Annotated in this window: 20 protein-coding genes; 10 read left to right on the top strand and 10 right to left on the bottom strand. The window is 68.1% G+C overall.

The genetic code is table 11. The annotated features are described in order from the left end of the window. Positions 1 to 137: 137 nt before the first annotated feature. Complete coding sequence (locus tag OHA10_RS23370) at positions 138 to 440, bottom strand: ArsR/SmtB family transcription factor (RefSeq protein WP_371400894.1); 303 nt, start codon at positions 438 to 440, stop codon at positions 138 to 140. 310 nt (positions 441 to 750) lie between these two features. Here OHA10_RS23370 and OHA10_RS23365 point away from each other — a divergent pair, with 310 nt between their 5' ends. After that, on the top strand, positions 751 to 2067 hold the full coding sequence (locus OHA10_RS23365; RefSeq protein ID WP_371400893.1) for an MFS transporter: 1317 nt from the start codon (positions 751 to 753) through the stop codon (positions 2065 to 2067). 20 nt (positions 2068 to 2087) lie between these two features. Here the strand turns inward: OHA10_RS23365 and OHA10_RS23360 are convergent, their stop codons facing one another. Beyond that, positions 2088 to 3074, bottom strand: coding sequence for a TerC/Alx family metal homeostasis membrane protein (locus OHA10_RS23360; protein ID WP_371400892.1), 987 nt, complete (start codon positions 3072 to 3074; stop codon positions 2088 to 2090). A 284-nt stretch (positions 3075 to 3358) separates the two neighbouring features. On the opposite strand from OHA10_RS23360, the gene OHA10_RS23355 reads away from it, so the two are divergent. The 5 genes from OHA10_RS23355 to OHA10_RS23335 all read left to right on the top strand — a co-directional run bounded on the left by OHA10_RS23355 (position 3359) and on the right by OHA10_RS23335 (position 7361). Next, positions 3359 to 3907 (top strand): TetR/AcrR family transcriptional regulator, encoded by a 549-nt coding sequence (locus OHA10_RS23355; protein WP_371400891.1) that lies wholly within the window; start codon positions 3359 to 3361, stop codon positions 3905 to 3907. Next, on the top strand, positions 3904 to 5403 hold the full coding sequence (locus OHA10_RS23350; RefSeq protein WP_371400890.1) for an MFS transporter: 1500 nt from the start codon (positions 3904 to 3906) through the stop codon (positions 5401 to 5403). Before OHA10_RS23355 ends, OHA10_RS23350 begins: the two co-directional genes overlap by 4 nt. Positions 5404 to 5613: 210 nt before the next feature. After that, positions 5614 to 5925, top strand: a complete 312-nt coding sequence (locus OHA10_RS23345; RefSeq protein WP_371400889.1) for a hypothetical protein — start codon at positions 5614 to 5616, stop codon at positions 5923 to 5925. Between the two features lie 13 nt (positions 5926 to 5938). Continuing rightward, positions 5939 to 6541, top strand: a complete 603-nt coding sequence (locus OHA10_RS23340) for a cell wall protein (protein WP_371400888.1) — start codon at positions 5939 to 5941, stop codon at positions 6539 to 6541. 1 nt (position 6542) lies between these two features. Further along, positions 6543 to 7361: a MauE/DoxX family redox-associated membrane protein gene (locus tag OHA10_RS23335; RefSeq protein WP_371400887.1), complete on the top strand. Its 819-nt coding sequence runs from the start codon at positions 6543 to 6545 to the stop codon at positions 7359 to 7361. Between the two features lie 103 nt (positions 7362 to 7464). Here the strand turns inward: OHA10_RS23335 and OHA10_RS23330 are convergent, their stop codons facing one another. Genes OHA10_RS23330 through OHA10_RS23320 form a run of 3 tightly spaced genes read right to left on the bottom strand, consistent with a single transcriptional unit; the run spans position 7465 to position 9332 of the window. Continuing rightward, positions 7465 to 8328 carry a haloalkane dehalogenase gene (locus tag OHA10_RS23330; RefSeq protein ID WP_371400886.1) on the bottom strand — a complete coding sequence of 288 codons (864 nt, stop codon included), beginning with the start codon at positions 8326 to 8328 and terminating at the stop codon, positions 7465 to 7467. 9 nt (positions 8329 to 8337) lie between these two features. Continuing rightward, the gene (locus OHA10_RS23325) at positions 8338 to 8775 is read right to left on the bottom strand and encodes a MarR family winged helix-turn-helix transcriptional regulator (protein ID WP_371400885.1); all 438 of its coding nucleotides are present in this window, start codon (positions 8773 to 8775) and stop codon (positions 8338 to 8340) included. 41 nt (positions 8776 to 8816) lie between these two features. After that, on the bottom strand, positions 8817 to 9332 hold the full coding sequence (locus tag OHA10_RS23320; protein ID WP_371400884.1) for an NUDIX domain-containing protein: 516 nt from the start codon (positions 9330 to 9332) through the stop codon (positions 8817 to 8819). A gap of 43 nt (positions 9333 to 9375) precedes the next feature. Here OHA10_RS23320 and OHA10_RS23315 point away from each other — a divergent pair, with 43 nt between their 5' ends. Next, positions 9376 to 9771 (top strand): VOC family protein, encoded by a 396-nt coding sequence (locus tag OHA10_RS23315; protein WP_371400883.1) that lies wholly within the window; start codon positions 9376 to 9378, stop codon positions 9769 to 9771. A 13-nt stretch (positions 9772 to 9784) separates the two neighbouring features. Here the strand turns inward: OHA10_RS23315 and OHA10_RS23310 are convergent, their stop codons facing one another. Genes OHA10_RS23310 through OHA10_RS23300 form a run of 3 tightly spaced genes read right to left on the bottom strand, consistent with a single transcriptional unit; the run spans position 9785 to position 11449 of the window. Next, entirely contained in the window at positions 9785 to 10057 is a 273-nt protein-coding gene (locus OHA10_RS23310; protein WP_371400882.1) for a hypothetical protein, read from the bottom strand. Between the two features lie 4 nt (positions 10058 to 10061). After that, positions 10062 to 10928 (bottom strand): RNA polymerase sigma factor SigJ, encoded by an 867-nt coding sequence (sigJ, locus tag OHA10_RS23305; protein WP_371400881.1) that lies wholly within the window; start codon positions 10926 to 10928, stop codon positions 10062 to 10064. Beyond that, the gene (locus tag OHA10_RS23300; protein WP_371400880.1) at positions 10928 to 11449 is read right to left on the bottom strand and encodes a cupin domain-containing protein; all 522 of its coding nucleotides are present in this window, start codon (positions 11447 to 11449) and stop codon (positions 10928 to 10930) included. The genes sigJ and OHA10_RS23300 overlap by 1 nt, the downstream gene beginning before the upstream one ends. A gap of 102 nt (positions 11450 to 11551) precedes the next feature. On the opposite strand from OHA10_RS23300, the gene OHA10_RS23295 reads away from it, so the two are divergent. From OHA10_RS23295 to OHA10_RS23285, 3 genes are all read left to right on the top strand, one after another. Further along, positions 11552 to 12652: an NAD(P)/FAD-dependent oxidoreductase gene (locus OHA10_RS23295; RefSeq protein ID WP_371400879.1), complete on the top strand. Its 1101-nt coding sequence runs from the start codon at positions 11552 to 11554 to the stop codon at positions 12650 to 12652. Positions 12653 to 12733: 81 nt separating this feature from the next. Next, positions 12734 to 13216, top strand: coding sequence for an iron chaperone (locus OHA10_RS23290; RefSeq protein ID WP_371400878.1), 483 nt, complete (start codon positions 12734 to 12736; stop codon positions 13214 to 13216). A gap of 57 nt (positions 13217 to 13273) precedes the next feature. Next, positions 13274 to 16405, top strand: a complete 3132-nt coding sequence (locus OHA10_RS23285) for a BTAD domain-containing putative transcriptional regulator (protein WP_371400877.1) — start codon at positions 13274 to 13276, stop codon at positions 16403 to 16405. On the opposite strand, the gene OHA10_RS23280 is transcribed toward OHA10_RS23285, so the two are convergent. Continuing rightward, a complete protein-coding gene (locus tag OHA10_RS23280; protein ID WP_371400876.1) occupies positions 16389 to 17132 on the bottom strand; it encodes an ABC transporter permease in 744 nt (247 codons plus the stop codon). The two genes, OHA10_RS23285 and OHA10_RS23280, sit on opposite strands and share 17 nt — an antisense overlap. Beyond that, entirely contained in the window at positions 17129 to 18073 is a 945-nt protein-coding gene (locus tag OHA10_RS23275; RefSeq protein WP_371400875.1) for an ATP-binding cassette domain-containing protein, read from the bottom strand. Before OHA10_RS23275 ends, OHA10_RS23280 begins: the two co-directional genes overlap by 4 nt. Between the last annotated feature and the right edge of the window lie 18 nt (positions 18074 to 18091).

The following is an 18091-nucleotide window of genomic DNA, read 5'->3' as shown; positions in this document are numbered from 1 at the left end:
CGATCAAGCCCGGGGTCGCTCTGAGCCACCGACACCGGACCGATCCACAATTTATTTCTGCCGTTAACTATATGGCAGTCAACCCGCCCGTCAAGCCCTATGTCAAGACCTGAAGTTGCCCAGCTGCCGGGCGACCATCAAGGGGTACTGCGCAGCGCGGGCGCGTTCTCGCGATGGGCTGCCACGTCGGCGGCCCAGTGGGCGATCGCGTGGAGGGCGTCGGGGTTCAGTTCGTGCCAGCGATGGCGACCCACCAGGGTGGTCCGCACCACGTCGGCCGTCTGCAGGATCTTCAGGTGCTGCGAGACCGCGGGCCGGCTGATCGGGAACAGCTCGGCCAGCTGCCCGGTCGTCGCCGGGCCCTGCGCCAGCCGCGTCACCATCCGTCGGCGGGACCCATCGGCCACCGCCGCCAAGACAGCGCCGACGTCGATTGCCACAGCACCCTCCGATCGGTAAGCCCGACCTTACGCGTAAGGATTTACTTACGCGATGCAGCAAAAACCTGACCCGACCATCACGGGGGAACGGCCGGGCCAGGCAGTATCGATAGTACCCCGGATCACCGCCTGTGGTCGGCTAATTCGGAGGCGGACGCGCCGGGCCTCCTCTACCCTGAGCGACATGCAAACCCGCTCCTGAAAGCGCACCTCCGCGGCCTGATCCGGGCCACCGTCGTGCGTCACGTCAAGCGCTTGACCGCCGGTCGCGCTTCGTCATGCCCGCACACGCTTTCGGGAGCACTTGGACATGTCTGTCTACCGGTCCGCGGACCCTGTTCGGACGTACTACGTCTACAACGCCGCCTGGTCGTTCCTCGCCGCGCTGTCCTTCACACTCAGCGCGGTCTACTACGTCCGCGACGCCGGGCTGAACCCGCTGCAGATGGTTCTGGTCGGGACCACTCTCGAGCTCGCCTGCTTCCTCTTCGAGATCCCCACCGGCATCGTCGCCGACCTCTACAGCCGCCGGCTCTCGATCATCATCGGCTTCGTGCTGATCGGCGCGGGCTTCCTGCTCCAGGGCCTGGTGCCCGCGTTCCTGGCGATCCTCGCCGCGCAGGTGCTGTGGGGCGTCGGCTTCACGTTCACCTCCGGCGCCGACCAGGCCTGGATCACCGACGAGATCGGCACCGAGCGCGCAGCTCCCGTGTTCGTCCGGGCGCAGCAGTTCGAGCTCGGCGGCCGGATCGTCGGGATCGTCGGTGCCGGAGCGCTCGGCCTGATCAGCCTGCCGCTGCCGATGGCAGTCTCCGGCGCCGGGATGATCCTGCTCGCGCTGATGCTCGCGGTCTTCATGCGTGAACAGAACTTCCACCGCACCCCGAAGGAGGAGCGCGAGACGTTCAAGCAGATGGCCGAGACGTTCAAGAGCGGCCTCGAGGCAGCGCGGCGGCGTCCCGTCGTACGCACGCTGGTGATCATCAGCCTGATCTCGGGCCTCGCCAGCGAGGCGTTCGACCGGCTGTGGTCGGTGAAGATCCTGAACTTCAGCTTCCCGACGGTCTTCGGTACGTCGGACCCGGCGTTCTGGTTCACCGTGCTCGCACTGGTCGGGACGCTGTTGTCGCTCTTCACGTCCCTGATCCTGAACCGGCTCTCCCCCGACCGCTTGTCCGCCGCACATCCCACCGGCATCCTCGCCACGCTGGCAATGCTGCAGGTCATCGGCATCTGCTCGTTCGCCCTGCTCAGGAACCTCTGGCTCGCGCTCGCCGCGATGTGGCTCAACACCGTCGCCGGCACCCTCGCGTACCCGATCGAGTCCGCCTGGCTCAACCGCCACGTCGACTCCCGCTCGCGCGCGACGGTGATCTCGATGGTCTCCCAGGCGAACGCGATCGGTCAGGTCGTCGGCGGGCCGCCGCTGGGCGCCCTCGGCCGCGCGTCGCTCCGCGCCGCACTGCTCGCCTCCGGGCTGATCTGGCTACCGATCCCGGCGCTCTATCTCAAGCTCCGCCCCACCCACGCCGGGCGCCGAGGCGGACCTCCGGCACTGACCAAGCTGCCACCGGCGGGCGGCTCGGCGCTCATGAGCACCGGCGAAGCGGCGCCTGAGCGCGATTGATCAGTGCGGGCGGTCCGCGGTCAGTCGTCGACCTTGACCCGGATCGCCTCCCGGCGATTGTCGTACGACGACTTGATCAGGCTGGCCACCGTCGTCACGAACAACGTGCCGACGATGAAGCCGAGCGACGTCAGGATGCCGATGTGCGGCAAATGGATCGCGCCGATGTCGTCGATGTGCGAGCCGTGCAGCGCCTCGATGATCAGCTTGATACCGATGAACGCGAGGATCACCGACAGGCCGACGTTCAGGTAGATGATCCGCTCCAGCAGACCCCCGATCAGGAAGTACAGCTGGCGCAGACCCATCAGCGCGAACGCGTTGGCGGTCAGCACGATGTAGGCGTCCTGGGTGAGCCCGAAGATCGCCGGGATCGAGTCGAGCGCGAAGATCACGTTCGCCATCCCGATCGCGGCGATCACGATCACCAGCGGCGTCACCAGCCGGCGCCCGTCGATGCGGGTGGTCAGCTTGTCACCGTCGTAGTCGTGCGAGAGCGGGAGGATCCTGCGGATCCCCCGCAGTACGGCGTTCTCCTGGAAGTCGGTCTCGTCGTTCTCGCCCTCGAGCGCCAGCCGGACCGCGGTATAGACCAGGAACGCGCCGAAGATGTAGAACACCCAGCTCGCCGCCGAGATCGCCGCCGCGCCGGCCAGGATGAAGATCGCCCGCAGCAGCATCGAGACCACGATGCCGATGTAGAGCACCTTGTCCTGCGCCAGGCTCGGTACGGCGAACCGCGCCATGATGATGACGAACACGAACAGGTTGTCGACGCTGAGGCTGTACTCCGTGATGTAGCCGGCGACGAACTCGCTGCCGCTCTGCCCCGGACTGAACAGGAACAGACCGAGCGCGAAGAGTCCCGCGAGGCCGACGTAGAACAGCACCCAGCGGGTGGCGTCCTTGATCGTCACGGTGTGGTTGCGGCGGGCGATCACGATCAGGTCGAAGGCGACGATCGCGAGCAGGCCGACGATCGTGAGCACCCAGACGACGGGTGGCATGACAGAGACCATGACGAACCTCCGGACGTGGGCATACCTCTAGCTCGGTCCGGAGGTCTCTTCCACCCAGGTGACCCCTGGGCCGGCAGCACCGGTTCGGCCGCTGGGCCTCCCGTGATGACGACACTGCCGTGGCGGAATACTCCCCTCCACAAACGTGGCAAGCATATCCGGTCCCGATCTATTCCCGGACACACAGCCCCGCTGCTCAGAATCGTATACCGCATACTGACTCCAAAGCTAGAGATGAGACAAGGATGTCTCAAATGGGTTACTCTTGTCTCATGGCTGTTGATCGGGAACGGGTACTGCGCGACGCCGCCGGACTGCTGATGCGGAAGTCCGGGGCGACGATGGACGAGGTCGCGCGGGCCGCCGGGATCAGTCGCGCGACACTCAACCGCCAGTTCGCCGGCCGCGATGCGCTCGTGCGCGCACTCGAGGAGCTGGGACTCGCCGAGTGCGAGCGCGCGATGGACGAGGCAGCCGTCGACGACGGCCCGGCCTCCGACGCAGTACGGCGGTTGGTGCGGGAGCTGGAGCCGGCAGCGGGCCTGCTCGCGTTCCTGTACTCGGAGAACCAGTTGTTCGAAGGCGACGGGCAGAACGACGGCTGGGACCGGCTGGACGCCCGCATGGTCGCGCTGTTCCGGCGCGGTCAGGAGTCCGGCGAGTTCCGGATCGACCTCAGCCCGGTCTGGTTGAGCGAGGCGCTCTACGGATTGCTCGTCTCGGCGGCCTGGGCCGTCTACGAGGGCCGGGTCGCCTCCAACGACTTCACCTCGAACATCACCGAGTTGCTACTCGGCGGCGCAGTACGGAGAACGAAATGAAGCAGCAGGTCACCCGGCCGGGGCGCTGGCTGGCGCTCGGCGTACTCGTGCTGGCCGTGCTGCTGGTTGCTGTCGACGCGACGGTTCTCGGCCTGGCGACTCCCTTCCTCACCGAGGATCTGAAGCCGTCGGGCACGCAGCTGCTGTGGATCGGCGATGCGTACTCGTTCGTGCTCGCCGGGCTGCTCGTCTCGATGGGTAGCCTCGGCGACCGGATCGGCCGCAAGAAGATCCTGCTGATCGGCGCGACGGCGTTCGGCGCGATCTCCGTCCTCAACGCCTACGCGAACTCGGCCGAGCTGATGATCGTCGCCCGCGCACTGCTCGGTGTCGCCGGCGCGACGCTGATGCCGGCCACCCTCGCGTTGATCCGCAACCTGTTCCACGATCCGCGCGAGCGCAGTCTCGCGATCGGCATCTGGGGCGCGGCCGCGTCGGCCGGGATGGCGGTCGGCCCGATCGTCGGCGGCGTACTGCTCGAGAACTTCTGGTGGGGCTCGGTCTTCCTGATCAACCTGCCGGTGATGGCGGTACTCGTTGTCGTCGGAGCGAAGCTGCTGCCCGAGTCGCGCAACCCGAAGCCGGGTCCATGGGATCTGCTCAGCGTCGTCCTGTCGATGGTCGGCATGATCGGCGTCGTCTACGCGATCAAGGAGTTCGCGGCGCACGGTTTCGGCTGGATCGCGGTCGCGGCGCTGATCATCGGCGTCGTCGGGCTCTACGGATTCGTACGGCGTCAGCGGCGGCTGCCGATCCCGTTGCTGGACCTGCGCTTGTTCCGCAGCCGTGGTTTCAGCAGCGCGGTCCTGGCGGATCTCCTGACGATTCTCGGGCTGTCCGGGTTGATCTTCTTCCTGTCGCAATACCTGCAGTTGGTGCAGGGCAGGCGGCCGCTCGAGGCCGGTCTCGCGGAGCTTCCGGCCGCGATCGGATCAGTTGTCGCCGGGTTGCTGGCGGGACGCGTTGCTCGGCGGTTCTCGGTGCGCGCCGTTGTCGCCGGCGGTCTGGCTGCGATCGGGCTGGCACTGGCCGCACTCACCACGATCAGCCATTCGACCGGGTACCCGTTGCTCGGAGCGGCCCTGCTCGTGGTGGGGGCCGGAGCTGGGTTCTCGTTCACCGTCACCGCTGACGTGATCCTGACCGCGGTACCGAAGGAGCAGGCCGGGGCGGCGAGCGCGGTGTCCGAGACGGCGTACGAGCTCGGCGCGGCGCTCGGAATCGCGGTGCTCGGCTCGATCGTCACGGGTATCTACCGCGGCTTCACCGGCCCGATCGGTACGCCGGAAGCGGCGCACGAATCGCTCGGCGGCGCAGTCGAGGCCGCAGCGCATCTGCCGCCCGAAGCCGCTGCCGCGCTGCTGGATGCGGCCCGTCAGTCCTTCGCCGACGGTGTCGCAACCGCAGCCGGTGTGGGGGCCGCGGTTCTGCTGGCAACAGCGGTCGCGGCGTGGTTCCTGCTGCGCGGTCAAACGCTGAGCACGCACGAACAGTAGGCAAAAAGTTTCCACTTCCGCGCTGAGCTCTGGGAGATTCCGCCGGATCGGAGTACAAACAGTTCCTGTAGGTCTTACCGCCCCTAGGCCTAGGAGGAATTTGTCATGGCCGGAATCACTGCTGAAGCCTCATGGTTCTGTTGCGGGAACGCATGGGGACCCTGTGGAAGCGCCGGGCACGGCGCCTGCGGGACCTGTAACTCGGGAAACATGCAGCACGCGTGGCCGAACACCTCGGACTCGTGCTTCGCCATCACCCATCCGGACAGCTGCGGGATCACCGGGATGTCCCGGCGTACCTGCGGTTTCCGGCACGCGACGACCAGCCTCTGTACCGGCAAGCGGGTCGTCACGTCGATCGCCGACTGCGGTCCGCAGACCGACCTGTTCTGCGGCGAGCGCACCTGCTGCGGCGGGAACTGCGCCTCGAACCGGGTCATCGACTTCACGCCGGCCGCGTTCAGCGCGCTCGGCCTCAGTCTGAACAGCGGCCTGTCCCCCGTCTCCATCGATGTGGCCTGAGAGGAGAACCGAGATGACAACAACGATGGATCGCCGCTCGCTGCTCAGCCGCGCCGCACTGGGTGCGACCGGACTGGTCGCCGCCACCGCGATGGGATCGCTCGCGCCCGAGACGGCGTTCGCCGCCTCGCAGCAGTTCGCCGACGCGGGTCAGCCGGACCCGAACTTCGCCGAGGGTCTGATCATGGGCCGCAACCAGGATCTCCTGCAGGTACAGGGATCCGACGGCCGGCTGCACCGGATCCAGCTGACCGGTGTGACGAGCGTCTGGAAACTCCGCCCGACCACGATCGACCAGGCCAAGGTCGGTGACGGCCTGTACGCGCGTGGCGTGCTGCTGCCGGACGGGATCCTGGCCGCCGAGGCCGTCTGGGTCAACATCGTCAACCTGACCGTCGCCATCACGTCGATCGGCCGCTCCGGCGTGCAGTTCGACCACCACGGTCAGAAGGTCGTCGGACACGTCCAGTCCGGTACGACGGCGGCCGTGTACAACGGCACGCCGGCGGTATCGGACCTGTCGATGCTCAAGGTCGGCCGGCACGCCCAGGTGATCGGCGCCTGGCGACCGGGCACCAACGAGATCGACATCGCGACGATCTACACGTCGAACTGAGATGGGCGCCGGTTTCGCGGCTGCTCAGCCGCTGCTGATCGGATTGCTCCTGCTCTGGTCGTCGTACACCAAGTTCGCCGACCCGGAGCAGGCAGACCGCACCGCACTCCCCCGTCTGGTCGGCGATTCACGCGCAAAGCCTGCCTATCAAGCCGTTGCGGTGGTCGAAGCGCTCATCGCTCTGGCCCTTCTCCTGCCACCCGTCCGGGCGATCGAGGCAGCTGCCGCGGTCGCATTGTCCATCGGCTTCACGGGTTTCCTCATCTACTCGAAGGTCGTCGTTCCCGAGGCCTCCTGTGGATGTGCCGGGAAGTCGGCAAAACCCGTCGGCCGGCGTGCGATCGCCCGTGCTTTGTTGCTACTGGCAACAGCAGCGCTAGCGACGACGGCGTCGACCGGTTGGTGGTCGGCAGGTCCCGCCGTGCCGGTGTTGGTTGCCGAGGCGGCGGTGTTCGTCATGCTGTCCGCCGAGCTCGACCGGTACTGGTTGCTGCCCATCCGCCGGTTCCGGATCAGGCTCAGCCATCCGTACGCCGGTACGGCGTCCAGCACCGCACCGCTCGCCGCCACGCAACGACGGGTGCTGCTGAGCCCGGCGTACCGCGCGGTCGACGGATACCTGCGGTCCGATATCCACGACTACTGGGACGACGACGACTGGCGCTACTTGAGCTACACCGCCAGGTACGACGGGCGCCGCGCGACCGCCGTCTTCGCCGTACCGCACCATGACTCCACGCCGGAGTCCGTCCGGGTCGCTGTCGTCGACGAGACCTCAGGTCTGACCCTCTACCGACCGACGGTGCTCGCCGCCGTCTGAACAACCCCGAGAGCGAAGCCCCCGCGGACCTGGCCGCAGGGGCTTCGTGCTGTTGGCCGTCGTGCGAGGGCACGATCGACAACGTGATCGTGCGACTGAAGTTCTAGTCCTTGCGCAGGTCCCGCTTGTCGATCCAGGTCGAGATCTCGGTCCCGATCTCGATCGGCCGGTCCTCGGCCGCGTGGTGGCCGGCCTCGCCGACGTGCACGACATCCAGCGCGGCGAGGTTGTCCAGGCACCAGTTCTTGTAGTCCTCGCCGACGAGCAGCGTCGGCGAACCTTCGAAGGTGAGCAGCAGCTTCGGTACGTCGACGCTCGTGGCCAGCCACGCGTCGTACGCCTCGATTCTCGTGACCAGCTCCGCCGGATCGCCGCCGAGCGGGAGCTGACGGGCCCAGGCGAGGATGGGCCTGCGGGTCTCGGGCGTCGGGTACGGCGCGAGGTAGGTCTGCAGGTCCTCGTCGGGGACGGGGGTGAGCACGCCGCCGGTGAAGGCCTGGCGGACGAAGAGGTTCTGCTCGAGGACGAGGTCCTCCCCGGGGCCCGGCGTACGGATCAGGCGGGAGCGTTCCGCGGCTTGCGGCGAGAGGTCCTCCCACGCCATCGGCTTCACGATGCTCTCGAAGAACGCGATGCCCTTCACGCGCTCGGGGTGACGCGCGGCCCAGTCGAACGCGAGCGCACCGCCCCAGTCGTGGCCGACCAGGATCACGTCGTCGAGCTCGAGCGCGTCGAACCAGGCGTCGAGGTAGCGGGCGTGGTCGGCGAACTTGTAGTCCAGCTCGGGTTTGCCGGAGCGGCCCATCCCGATCAGGTCGGGCGCCAGCTTGCGGCCTTCGCCGACGAGCGGAGTGATGTTGCGCCAGACGTACGACGAGGCGGGATTGCCGTGCAGGAAGACGATCGGCGTGCCGCTGCCGGTGTCTTCGTAGTGGATGGTCGAGTCGAGCAGATCGATATCAGGCATGACTGTTCCTCACAGTGGGGTGTCGAGTAGTTCGGTGAGATCGCGTACGAAGCTCTTCGTCCGCGCACCGCGGCGCCCGCCGAGCGGCGCCAGCAGTTTGTCCAGCAGAGCAGCGACCTCCGCGATCGCGGGCTCGATGGTCTCGCGCCCCTTGGCGGTCAGCTCGAGCCGCATCGTCCGCGTGTCGACGGCATCCCGGGTCCGCTGAATCAGCCCGTCGGCGTCGAGACTGCGCGCCAGCTTCGAGACGTACAAAGCCTCCAGCCCGGTGTGGTCAGCCAGCTCTCGCTGGCTGGGCACCCGCCCGTCCCGCTCGAGCCCGTACAACGAGGCCAGCATCACGTACTGCGCGTGCGTCAGCCCCCGCGGCGCCAACGCCCGATCCACCGCCACCCGCCACTTCATCGACAACCGCCACACCAGATGCCCAGGAGTCGCCTCACTCATGCCAAATACAGTACATGGCTACTAAGTACATGGCTACTATTTTACTGCTGAGGATCCCGGCCGAAGTCCGAGTAGGTGGGGATGCCTGTGGTGAGGGCTTGTTGGGCGAGGGACAGGCGGCGGGCCATGGAGGGGCGGAGGTGGGGGGTGGCGTCGGCGAGGGTCAGGTAGTGGTGGGCTCTGGCCTCGGTGGGGTCGAGCGTCAGGGGGATGTCGTCGAGGACGCCGCCGTCGAAGACGAAGGCGAGAGCGTCGGACCAGGGGCCGAGGGCGGGGACCCAGTCGACCACCAGGAGCGGGCCGATCTCGAGGTCGAGGCCGATCTCTTCCTTGACCTCGCGGCGGCAGGCCTCATACGGCGATTCGTCGTACTCGACGATGCCGCCGGGGATGTCGAGGGTGGGTTTGTACGTCGGCTCGAGGAAGAGGATCCGGCCGGCGCGATCGCGGATCAGCGCGCCGCCGGCTGCCGTCTTGCGCGGCAGGCGGGCAGCGATGCCGGGGTTGAACTCCTTCTCCGGCTCCCCCTCGGCAACGAGATCGTTCTGTCGGTTCACGGGTCTAGTGTCGGGCAAACAACGACCGAGGAAGGTAACTGCGATGCTGCGAGGACGTTCGGAGAAAGGGCACTGGTTCGGGACGGTGATCGACGCGCCGGACCCGCAGGCGCTCGGCATGTTCTACCACGCGGTGCTCGGCTGGGAGATCCACAAGAACGAGCCCACCGAGTTCACGCTGGCGGTCCCCGGCAACTCCGAGACGTACCTGGCGTTCCAGGCACAGACGTCCGCCCCGTGGGCCCGTCCGGTCTGGCCGGCCGTCGAGGGCGAGCAGCAGATGATGATGCATCTGGACATCGAGGTCGGCGACCTCGACGCCGCCGTCGCACACGCTGTGGAGCTAGGCGCCACCCTCGCCGAGTTCCAGCCGCAGAAGGACGTCCGGGTCCTGCTCGACCCGGCCGGCCACCCCTTCTGCCTCTACGCCGACGGCTGATCCAGCGAACGCGTCATCCAGATCGACGCGCCGCGGTCTGGATCCTCGTCGACACGGTCGCTGCGCTCGAAGCCGAGCTTTTCGAGGACTCGAAACGACGCCGCGTTCCACCCCCGCACGGTCGCCCACAACCGCTGCCGGCCCGTACGCCGTGGTCGGCGTCGATCCGCCGTAACGCGCGGACGTCGCGCTCGGCCCACAGCCCGCGGTAGTCCTCGGCATCGGACGGCCGCCAGCGCCGCAGATGTAGTCGTTCGGTGGTCAGCTCTGCGGGGAAGTCCAGCACAAGGTCAGCCTAGTTGCGTCTGCAGGTAGGTGAGTTTGTCGGGGTTGAGGATCGCGCGGATCGTCGTGATGGTGTCGTCGTGGACCTCTGGGACGAGTACGCCGGTGAGCTCACCGGACTCGTGGACGAGGATGGCGGCGGCATTGTTGATCTCGGCAACGGACAGCCGGGCGGTCAGTGCGCGGGGGCTCGACGCGAGGCCGGCCAGGTAGTGGGCCGCGTTGGAGCGGCCGAAGATCGGTTCGCGAGCGGCGATCGCCTTGCCGCCGCCGTCGGCCCAGATCGCGGCGTCCTCGGTCAGGATCGCTTCCAACCCGGCAACATCACCCTCGACGGTCGCCGCGATGAACCGCTCCACCAGCTTCGCCCCGTCAGCAGGCCGTACGTCGAACCGCCGCCGCGCCTTACCCAACCGCACCAACGCCCGGTGGTACAGCTGCCGCGCATGCGCCTCGTCGACCCCGAGAACCTCTGCCGTCTCACGATGCGTGTAGTCGAACGCCTCCCGCAGCACGAACACTGCCCGCTCCGGCGGCGTGAGCTTCTCGAGCAGGACCAGGAGTCCGAGCGACACCGTGTCCCGCCGCTCGATCAGCTCGGCCGGATCGTTGCCTGTGGCAACCGGCTCCGGCAGCCACGGGCCGACGTACCGCTCGCGCCGGGCCCGTGCCGACGTCAACCGGTTGATGCAGAGGTTGGTGACGACCGTGGTCAGCCAGGCGGCCGGCGTCTCCACCGGCTCGTGCCCGGACCGCCAGCGTAGGTACGCGTCCTGGACGACGTCCTCCGCCTCGCTCGCCTCACCGAGCATTCGGTACGCGATCCCGAACAACCGCCGCCGCTGCTCCTCGAACTCCACAACCCCGATCATCACCCCTCCGGGAACGGGACGATCTGCTGCCGTTCACCTTCGCGTACGGCGAGCTCCCGCCGCCAGACCGGATTGTCGACAAAGTGGTTGTCGAACCGTTCCGCGGTCGCCAGCACCTCCGTCGGCGACGCCTCGCCCCGCCGGATCCGATCGCCGAGCCGGAAGTACTCGAACCGGCTGTTGCCGGGAGCCTTCACGATCAGTACGTCGGCGCCGCTGCCCATCGGCGTACCCCACGCGTGATGCATCATCGGCGGCACGAGGAGATAGTCGCCCTTCTCGATCGTCACGACCTGGTCGCCGGCCAGGATCCGGAGCGCGCCGTCGAGCAGGTAGAACATCTCCGGCGACTCCTGGTGGAAGTGCGGCGGCGGACCGTCGACGCCCGGACCGAGTGTGGTGCGGACGACGTTCATGATTCCGTCGGTGTGCTCGGCGTCGGCGATCAGCCAGGTCTGGTTCGGCGCCTCACCGAGCCGTTCGGCGTCGGCGCCACGGGTGAGTACTGCGTTCTGGTTCATGGCCAACTGACCGGGCAACCCCCTCGATTCGTGACGTGATCGGCGTCACGTCACATCCGGACTGGTGAGCCGTGTCTGGTGTACGTCGAAAGGAGTGCGGACATGCACATCGTCGTACTAGGAGCCGGATACTCCGGTCTCGTCGCAGCCAAGCTGGCGGCCCGTCGTACGCCCTCATCGGTCACGCTCGTCAACGCCCGGGAGACCTTCGTCGAGCGGGTCCGGATGCACCAGCTCGCGTCCGGGCAGCAGCTGCCGGAGCGGCCGATCAAGGATCTGCTCGAAGGGACCGGGGTCGAGTTCGTCGCCGATCGTGTGCAGCGGATCGACGCCGCGAACCGGACCGTCGTGCTGACCGATCGCGAGCTGCGGTACGACGTACTGATCTATGCGCTCGGCAGCCGCGCCGACCTGAACTCGGTGCCCGGAGCAAGCGAATACGCATACACCGTCGCCGATGTCGATCACGCGGGCCGCCTGCGCGACCGGCTCCGGACGAGCGGCACGATTGCTGTCGTCGGCGGCGGGCTGACCGGGATCGAGGCCGCCACCGAGCTCGCGGAGACGTACCCGGACCGCGTCGTACGGCTCGTCACCAGCGGCCGACTCGGCTCCGCGCTGTCGGAGCGCGGGCGCAAGCACCTGCACCGCGCGGTCGACCGCCTCGGCATCGAGCTGGTCGAGAACGCCCGCGTCGCCGCGGTGGACGCGGACGGCCTGAAGCTGGACGACGGGGATCGCGTGGCCGCCGACGTCGTGGTGTGGACGACCGGGTTCGAGGTGTCTCCGCTGGCGGCCGAGGCAGGGTTCGCCGTCGACGCGCACGGTCGGATGAAGGTCGATGCGACGCTGCGTTCCACGTCCCACCCGGACGTGTACGGAATCGGCGACGCGGCAGCGGTACGCCGTACGAGCGGTCAGGAGCTGCGGATGGCGTGCGCGACGGGTCTCCCGGCGGCGGCCCACGCCGTACGGTCGCTCAAGGCTCGCCTGGAGGGGCATGAGCCGAAGCCGCTGCGGTTCCGCTACATCAACCAGTGCATCAGCCTCGGGCGGAACGACGCGCTGATCCAGTTCGTCCACGCGGACGACTCGCCGCGCAAGTCCGTCCTCACCGGGCGCGCCGCCGCGCGCTACAAGGAGACGATCGTCCGCAGTGCGTACCTCGCTCAGCGTCACCCTGGCCTGACCGCGTTGGCCTGATCGATCAGTTTTCGAGAAGCGCACGGCGTACGGCGGCTTCTAGTGTTTGGAGTGTTCAGACCGACCCGAGAGGACACTCCGATGGCTGCCACGAAGAAGACCACCGCCAAGACCACCGCGAAGGCCACCGCGAAGGCCACCGCCAAAACCAAGTCGTACGAGGGCTTCAGCGAGGCCGAGCGCGACGCGATGAAGGAGCGGGCCAAGGAGCTCAAGGGCAAGGAGGACCCGACCGAGGCGCAGCTGGCGAAGATCGCGGGGATGGCGGACGGTGACCGGGAGATGGCCCAGCGGCTGCACGACCTGATCGCGGCCGAGATCCCGGAGCTGTCGCCGAAGCTCTGGTACGGCATGCCCGGCTGGACGCTCGGCGGCAAGAACGTCTGCTTCTTCCAGGACGCCGCCAAGTTCAAGGCCCGCTACGCCACCTTCGGCTTCAGCGACGAGGCCAAGATCGACGACGGCGACCTGTGGCCGACGTCGTACGCCGTCATGAAGCTGACCCCCGCCATCGAGAAGAAGCTCATCGCCCTGGTCAAGAAGGCCGTCGGCCAAGGATCGTGACGCCGTGCCGGGCGGCGAGCGCGGTCACGGTTGAGAGCGCGTGGCACAATCTCGCAGGTGCAGATCGGGTTGTTGGGGCCGTTTGAGGTTCGTACGGACGATGGTGGCATCGCCGACGTGCCTGGCGCGCGGTTGCGTGGGTTGCTGATTGCGCTGGCTCTCGATCCGGGGCGTGTGGTGCAGAAGGCGACATTGGTCGACTGGATCTGGGGTGAGCAGCCGCCGGCGGACGCGGCGAACGCCTTGCAGCGTTTGGTTTCCCGGCTCCGGAAGGTGCTTCCGGAAGGTTCGGTCGAGGGGCACACGGACGGCTACCGGCTGCAGGTGGATCCCGATGCGGTCGACGCCGTACGGTTCGAGCGCCTGGTCGCCCGGGCGCGCACCGACCAGGATCCGCAGGGCGTCCGGCTGCTCCGTGAGGCGCTCGAGCTGTGGCGCGGTCCCGCGATGCAGGACGTCGGTCTCACCGAGAGCGGAGCGTTCGACGCGGCCGTGACCCGCCTCGACGGGCTCCGTCTGACCGCGATGGAGGATCGGTACGACGCCGAGATCACGCTCGGTCACGGCGCCGAACTCGTGACCGACCTGACCGACCTGGTGGCCGCGAACCCGGTCCGCGAACGCCTGGTCGCCGCCTTGATGCGCGCCCTCGTCGCCTCCGGCCGCGACACCGAGGCGCTGCGCGTGTACGAGCGCACCAGAGAAACGCTCGCCGACGAACTCGGCGTCGACCCGTCTCCGGAGCTGTCCGCACTCCACGTCGCCCTCCTCCGCGGCGAGCTCGTCCGACGGGACGAGAAGCGCAACACCAACCTGCGCGAGGAACTCACGACGTACGTCGGTAAGGACGCCGATGTCGCCGCCGTCCGCGACCTCATCGCCGAGCACCGCCTCACCACTCTGATCGGACCGGGCGGCTCGGGGAAGACCAGGCTGTCCGCGGAGACCGCGCGGACGCTGCTCGGCGACCTCCCCGACGGCGCCTGGATGGTCGAACTCGCGGCCATCGGTCCCGACGGCGACGTGGCCCAGGCGACGCTGTCCGCGCTCGCGCTCCGGGACGCGCTGCTGGGCGACGTACCCGAGGCAGATCCCACTGACCGCGTCATCGCCGCGGTCCGCGAGCGGGCGATGCTGCTGATCCTCGACAACTGCGAGCACGTGATCGAGTCCGCGGCCGCGTTCGCCCACCGGGTGCTCGGCGAGTGCCCCCGGCTGAGGATCCTCGCGACGAGCCGGGAGCCGCTCGGCATCACCGGCGAGGCGCTGTGGCCGGTCGCACCGCTCGAGGTCCCCTCCGACGGCAGCGAGATCAACACCTCGCCGGCCGTTCGTCTGCTGCAGGACCGCGCCGGGGCAGTGCGCGCAGACCTCACCTCGGACGCGCGGACGCTGGCCACGATGGCCCGTATTTGCAGGGCATTGGACGGTATGCCGCTCGCCATCGAGCTCGCCGCGGCCCGCTTGCGCACCATGTCCTTGGAGCAACTCGCCAACCGCCTCGACGACCGCTTCCGTTTGCTGACCGGAGGCAGCCGTACGGCGCTCCCCCGGCATCGCACGCTGCGCGCGGTGATCGACTGGAGCTGGGAGCTGCTGTCCGACGCCGAGCGATCGGTACTGCGCAGGCTCTCGGTGTTCTCGGGCGGCGCCAGCCTGGAGGCAGCCGAGCAGGTGTGCGCCGGCGGCGAGGTCGAGTCGTGGGAGGTCCTCGATCTGCTGACCGCTCTGACCGAGAAGTCGCTCGTGGTCACGAAGGACGAGGGCGCTCCGCGCTACCGGATGCTCGGCACGATCAAGGAGTACGCCCAGCAACGCCTCGACGAAGCGGGCGAGGCGGATCTGACCCGGCGTACCCATCTCGCGTACTTCACCGAGCTCACCGAGACCGCGGACCCGCATCTGCGCCGAGCAGAACAGCTGGAATGGCTCGCCACTCTCGAGCCGGAGCACGACAACATCGCCGCGGCGATGCGGGGTGCGCTCGCGGCTCAGGAGGCCGACGGTGCGATGCGACTGGGCGCGGCGGCCGGCTGGTACTGGTGGTTCGCCGGGCACAAGGTCGAGGGCAACGAGTACCTGATGGCCGCTCCCGCCGTACCAGGTGAGGTTGACGACGACATCCGGGCGGTGGTGTACGCCTTCGTCACGAACCTGATGACGTCAGGTCGAGGGCGCGACCAGTACAACGCGGAGGACTGGATCCGCAAGGCTGCCGACGTCAGCCGCCGGGTCCAGAATCCGCACCCGGCCGTGAAGCTGTCCTCCGCCCTGGAGCGGTTGCTGGAGGGACCGAGCGCGTTCGTGTCGGCGTTCGAACCGTTGCTCGCCGATGACGATCCCTGGGTACGGGCGCTGGCCCGCCTGCAGACCGGCAAGATGCGGATCATGCTCGGCGACGGCGATCCGGAGGCGGACGCCCTGCTCGAGGCCGGACTGGCCGAGTTCCGCGCGATCGGCGAGCGGTGGGGTATCTCGTTCGCGCTGACCGAGCTGGCCGACCGGGTCGCCGTGCGCGGTGACTTCGCGGCCGCGTGCGAGTACTGCGAGCAGGCGATCGCGGTCGCCACGGAGGTCGGCGCCACGGAGGACGTCGTACGGACGAGGTCGCGGCAGGCGCAGCTGTACTGGCTGGCCGGTGATCTGGATGCGAGCGCGACCGCGATGGCTGAAGCGCAACGGCAGGCCGAACGGGTCGCCTGGCCGGAGGCCCTGGTGGAGCTCGCGCTCGCGAAGGCGGAGCTCGCGCGCTGGAGTGGGGACAACGACGAGGCGCGACGGCAACTTGCGGTGGCGACGACGATGCTGGGACACGAGGCCGAGCGGGCCAGTATGCGGACGGTCCGGCACGACGTACTCGGCTATCTGGCCGAGGATCTCGACGAGTCCTGGGAGCACCGCACCGCCGCGGTCCAGGCGGCGACCGAGACCGGGCACATCCCGAGCATCGCGCAGGTGCTCGTCGGGATCGCCGATCTGGCACTGCGGACCGGTCAGGACGAGCAGGCCGCCCGGCTCCTCGCGGCGAGCGCCGTCGTCGGTGGCCTACCGGATCTGTCCAACCCAGACCTGACCCGGATCGAGCAGGAGACGCGCAGTCGCCTCGGCGAAACGAAGTTCACCGAGGCGACTGACGAGGGGCGACAGGCGGACTGGTCCGAGTTGGTGCGGGTCACGCTCGCTTCTTGAAGGTCGAGGTCGCCCAGACGTAGCCGACCACCGCGATCCCGACCAGCCAAGCCAGCGCCGCGAGCAGGTCGCCGGTCGCCGCCGAGCCGTTCAGTAGCCCGCGCAGCGACTCGATGATCGGGGTGAACGGCTGGTACTCCGCGAACTGCTTCACGCCCGGCCCCATCTTGTCGGCCGGCACGATCGCGCTGCTGAAGAACGGCAGCATGATCAACGGCACCGAGGCCAGCCCCGCGGTCTCCGGGGTCTTCGCGAACAGACCGAGCGCGACGGTCAGCCAGCCGGTCGCGAGACCGAGCAGTACGACGATGCCGATCACCCCGAGCCACTGGACGAAGCTCGCCGACGGGTTGAACCCGAGCGCGAAGGCCACCCCGATGATCGCCGCGATCGCGATCAGGTTGGTCATCAGGCTGGCGATCACGTGACCGGTCAGCACCGCGCCCCGCGGTACGTCCATCACCTTGAACCGGTTGATGATGCCCTTGGTCATGTCCGAGTTCACCGACGTCGCCACTGATCCCAGTCCGTAGCAGACCGCCAGCAGGAGCATGCCAGGCGTCGCGTAGTCGACGTACGGAACACCGACGCTGAAGGCGTCACCGAGCATGTAGACGAACATCAGCATGACCACGACCGGCATCAGTACCGCATTGAAAACCGAGGTCGGGTTGCGGGCGATGTGCTTGAAGTTGCGGCGCAGCATCACCATCGAGGGGTTCTTCATTTCGCGACTACCTCCGCGGTGTCGTGGCCGGTCAGGGCCAGGAAAACGTCATCGAGATCAGGGGTGTGGACGGAGAATTCCTCGGCGTCGAGCGAGTGCTCGTCGAGGCGGTCGAGCAGTGCGCGGACCGACTTGGTGCCGCCGTCGCTCGGGACCCGCAGGGTCAGTGCGTCGTCGTCGCGGGTCGATTCCGGCAGGATTCCGGCGGCTGCGTCGAGGTCGTCGATGCTGCTGAACCGGAACCGCACATGCGTGCCGGGGATCTGCCGCTTGAGCTCCTCAGGGGTGCCCTCGGCAACCAACTTGCCCTGGTTCAGGACGGCGATCCGGTCGGCCAGCTCGTCGGCCTCGTCGAGGTACTGCGTGGTGAGGAAGATCGTCACGCCGTCGGCCAGCAGTTCGCGGATGATCGTCCACATCGTCCGCCGGCTGCGCGGGTCGAGACCCGTCGTCGGCTCGTCCAGGAAGATGATCCGCGGGTTGCCGACCAGCGTCATCGCCAGGTCGAGCTTGCGCCGCATCCCGCCGGAGTACGTCGCCGCGGACTTGTCGGCCGACTCCGTCAGCTCGAACCGCTCCAGCAGGGTCTCGACGATCCGTTTGTCGACCTTCGTCGATCCGCGGGTCAGGTCGACCATCAGCTGAAGGTTCTCGCGACCGGTCAGCAGCTCGTCCACGGCCGCGAACTGGCCGGTGACCCCGATCGCCGAGCGGACCGCCTTGGCCTCGGCGGCGACGTCGTGCCCGGCCACCCGGACCGTGCCGCTGTCGGCCTTGATCAACGTGGTGAGCACGTTGACCGTTGTCGTCTTGCCGGCCCCGTTGGGGCCGAGCAGCGAGAAGACGGTGCCCGCGGGGACCTCGAAGTCGATGCCGTCGAGCACGGTCTTGTCGCCGAATGTCTTGCGCAGTCCTGAGACCGCGATCGCCGAAGTTGTCATGGGACTACCTTCGGCAGC

Origin of the sequence: Kribbella sp. NBC_00662, assembly GCF_041430295.1 — a bacterium.
Taxonomy (GTDB): Bacteria; Actinomycetota; Actinomycetes; order Propionibacteriales; family Kribbellaceae; genus Kribbella.
This window is presented reverse-complemented; position numbering and strand designations above follow the sequence as displayed.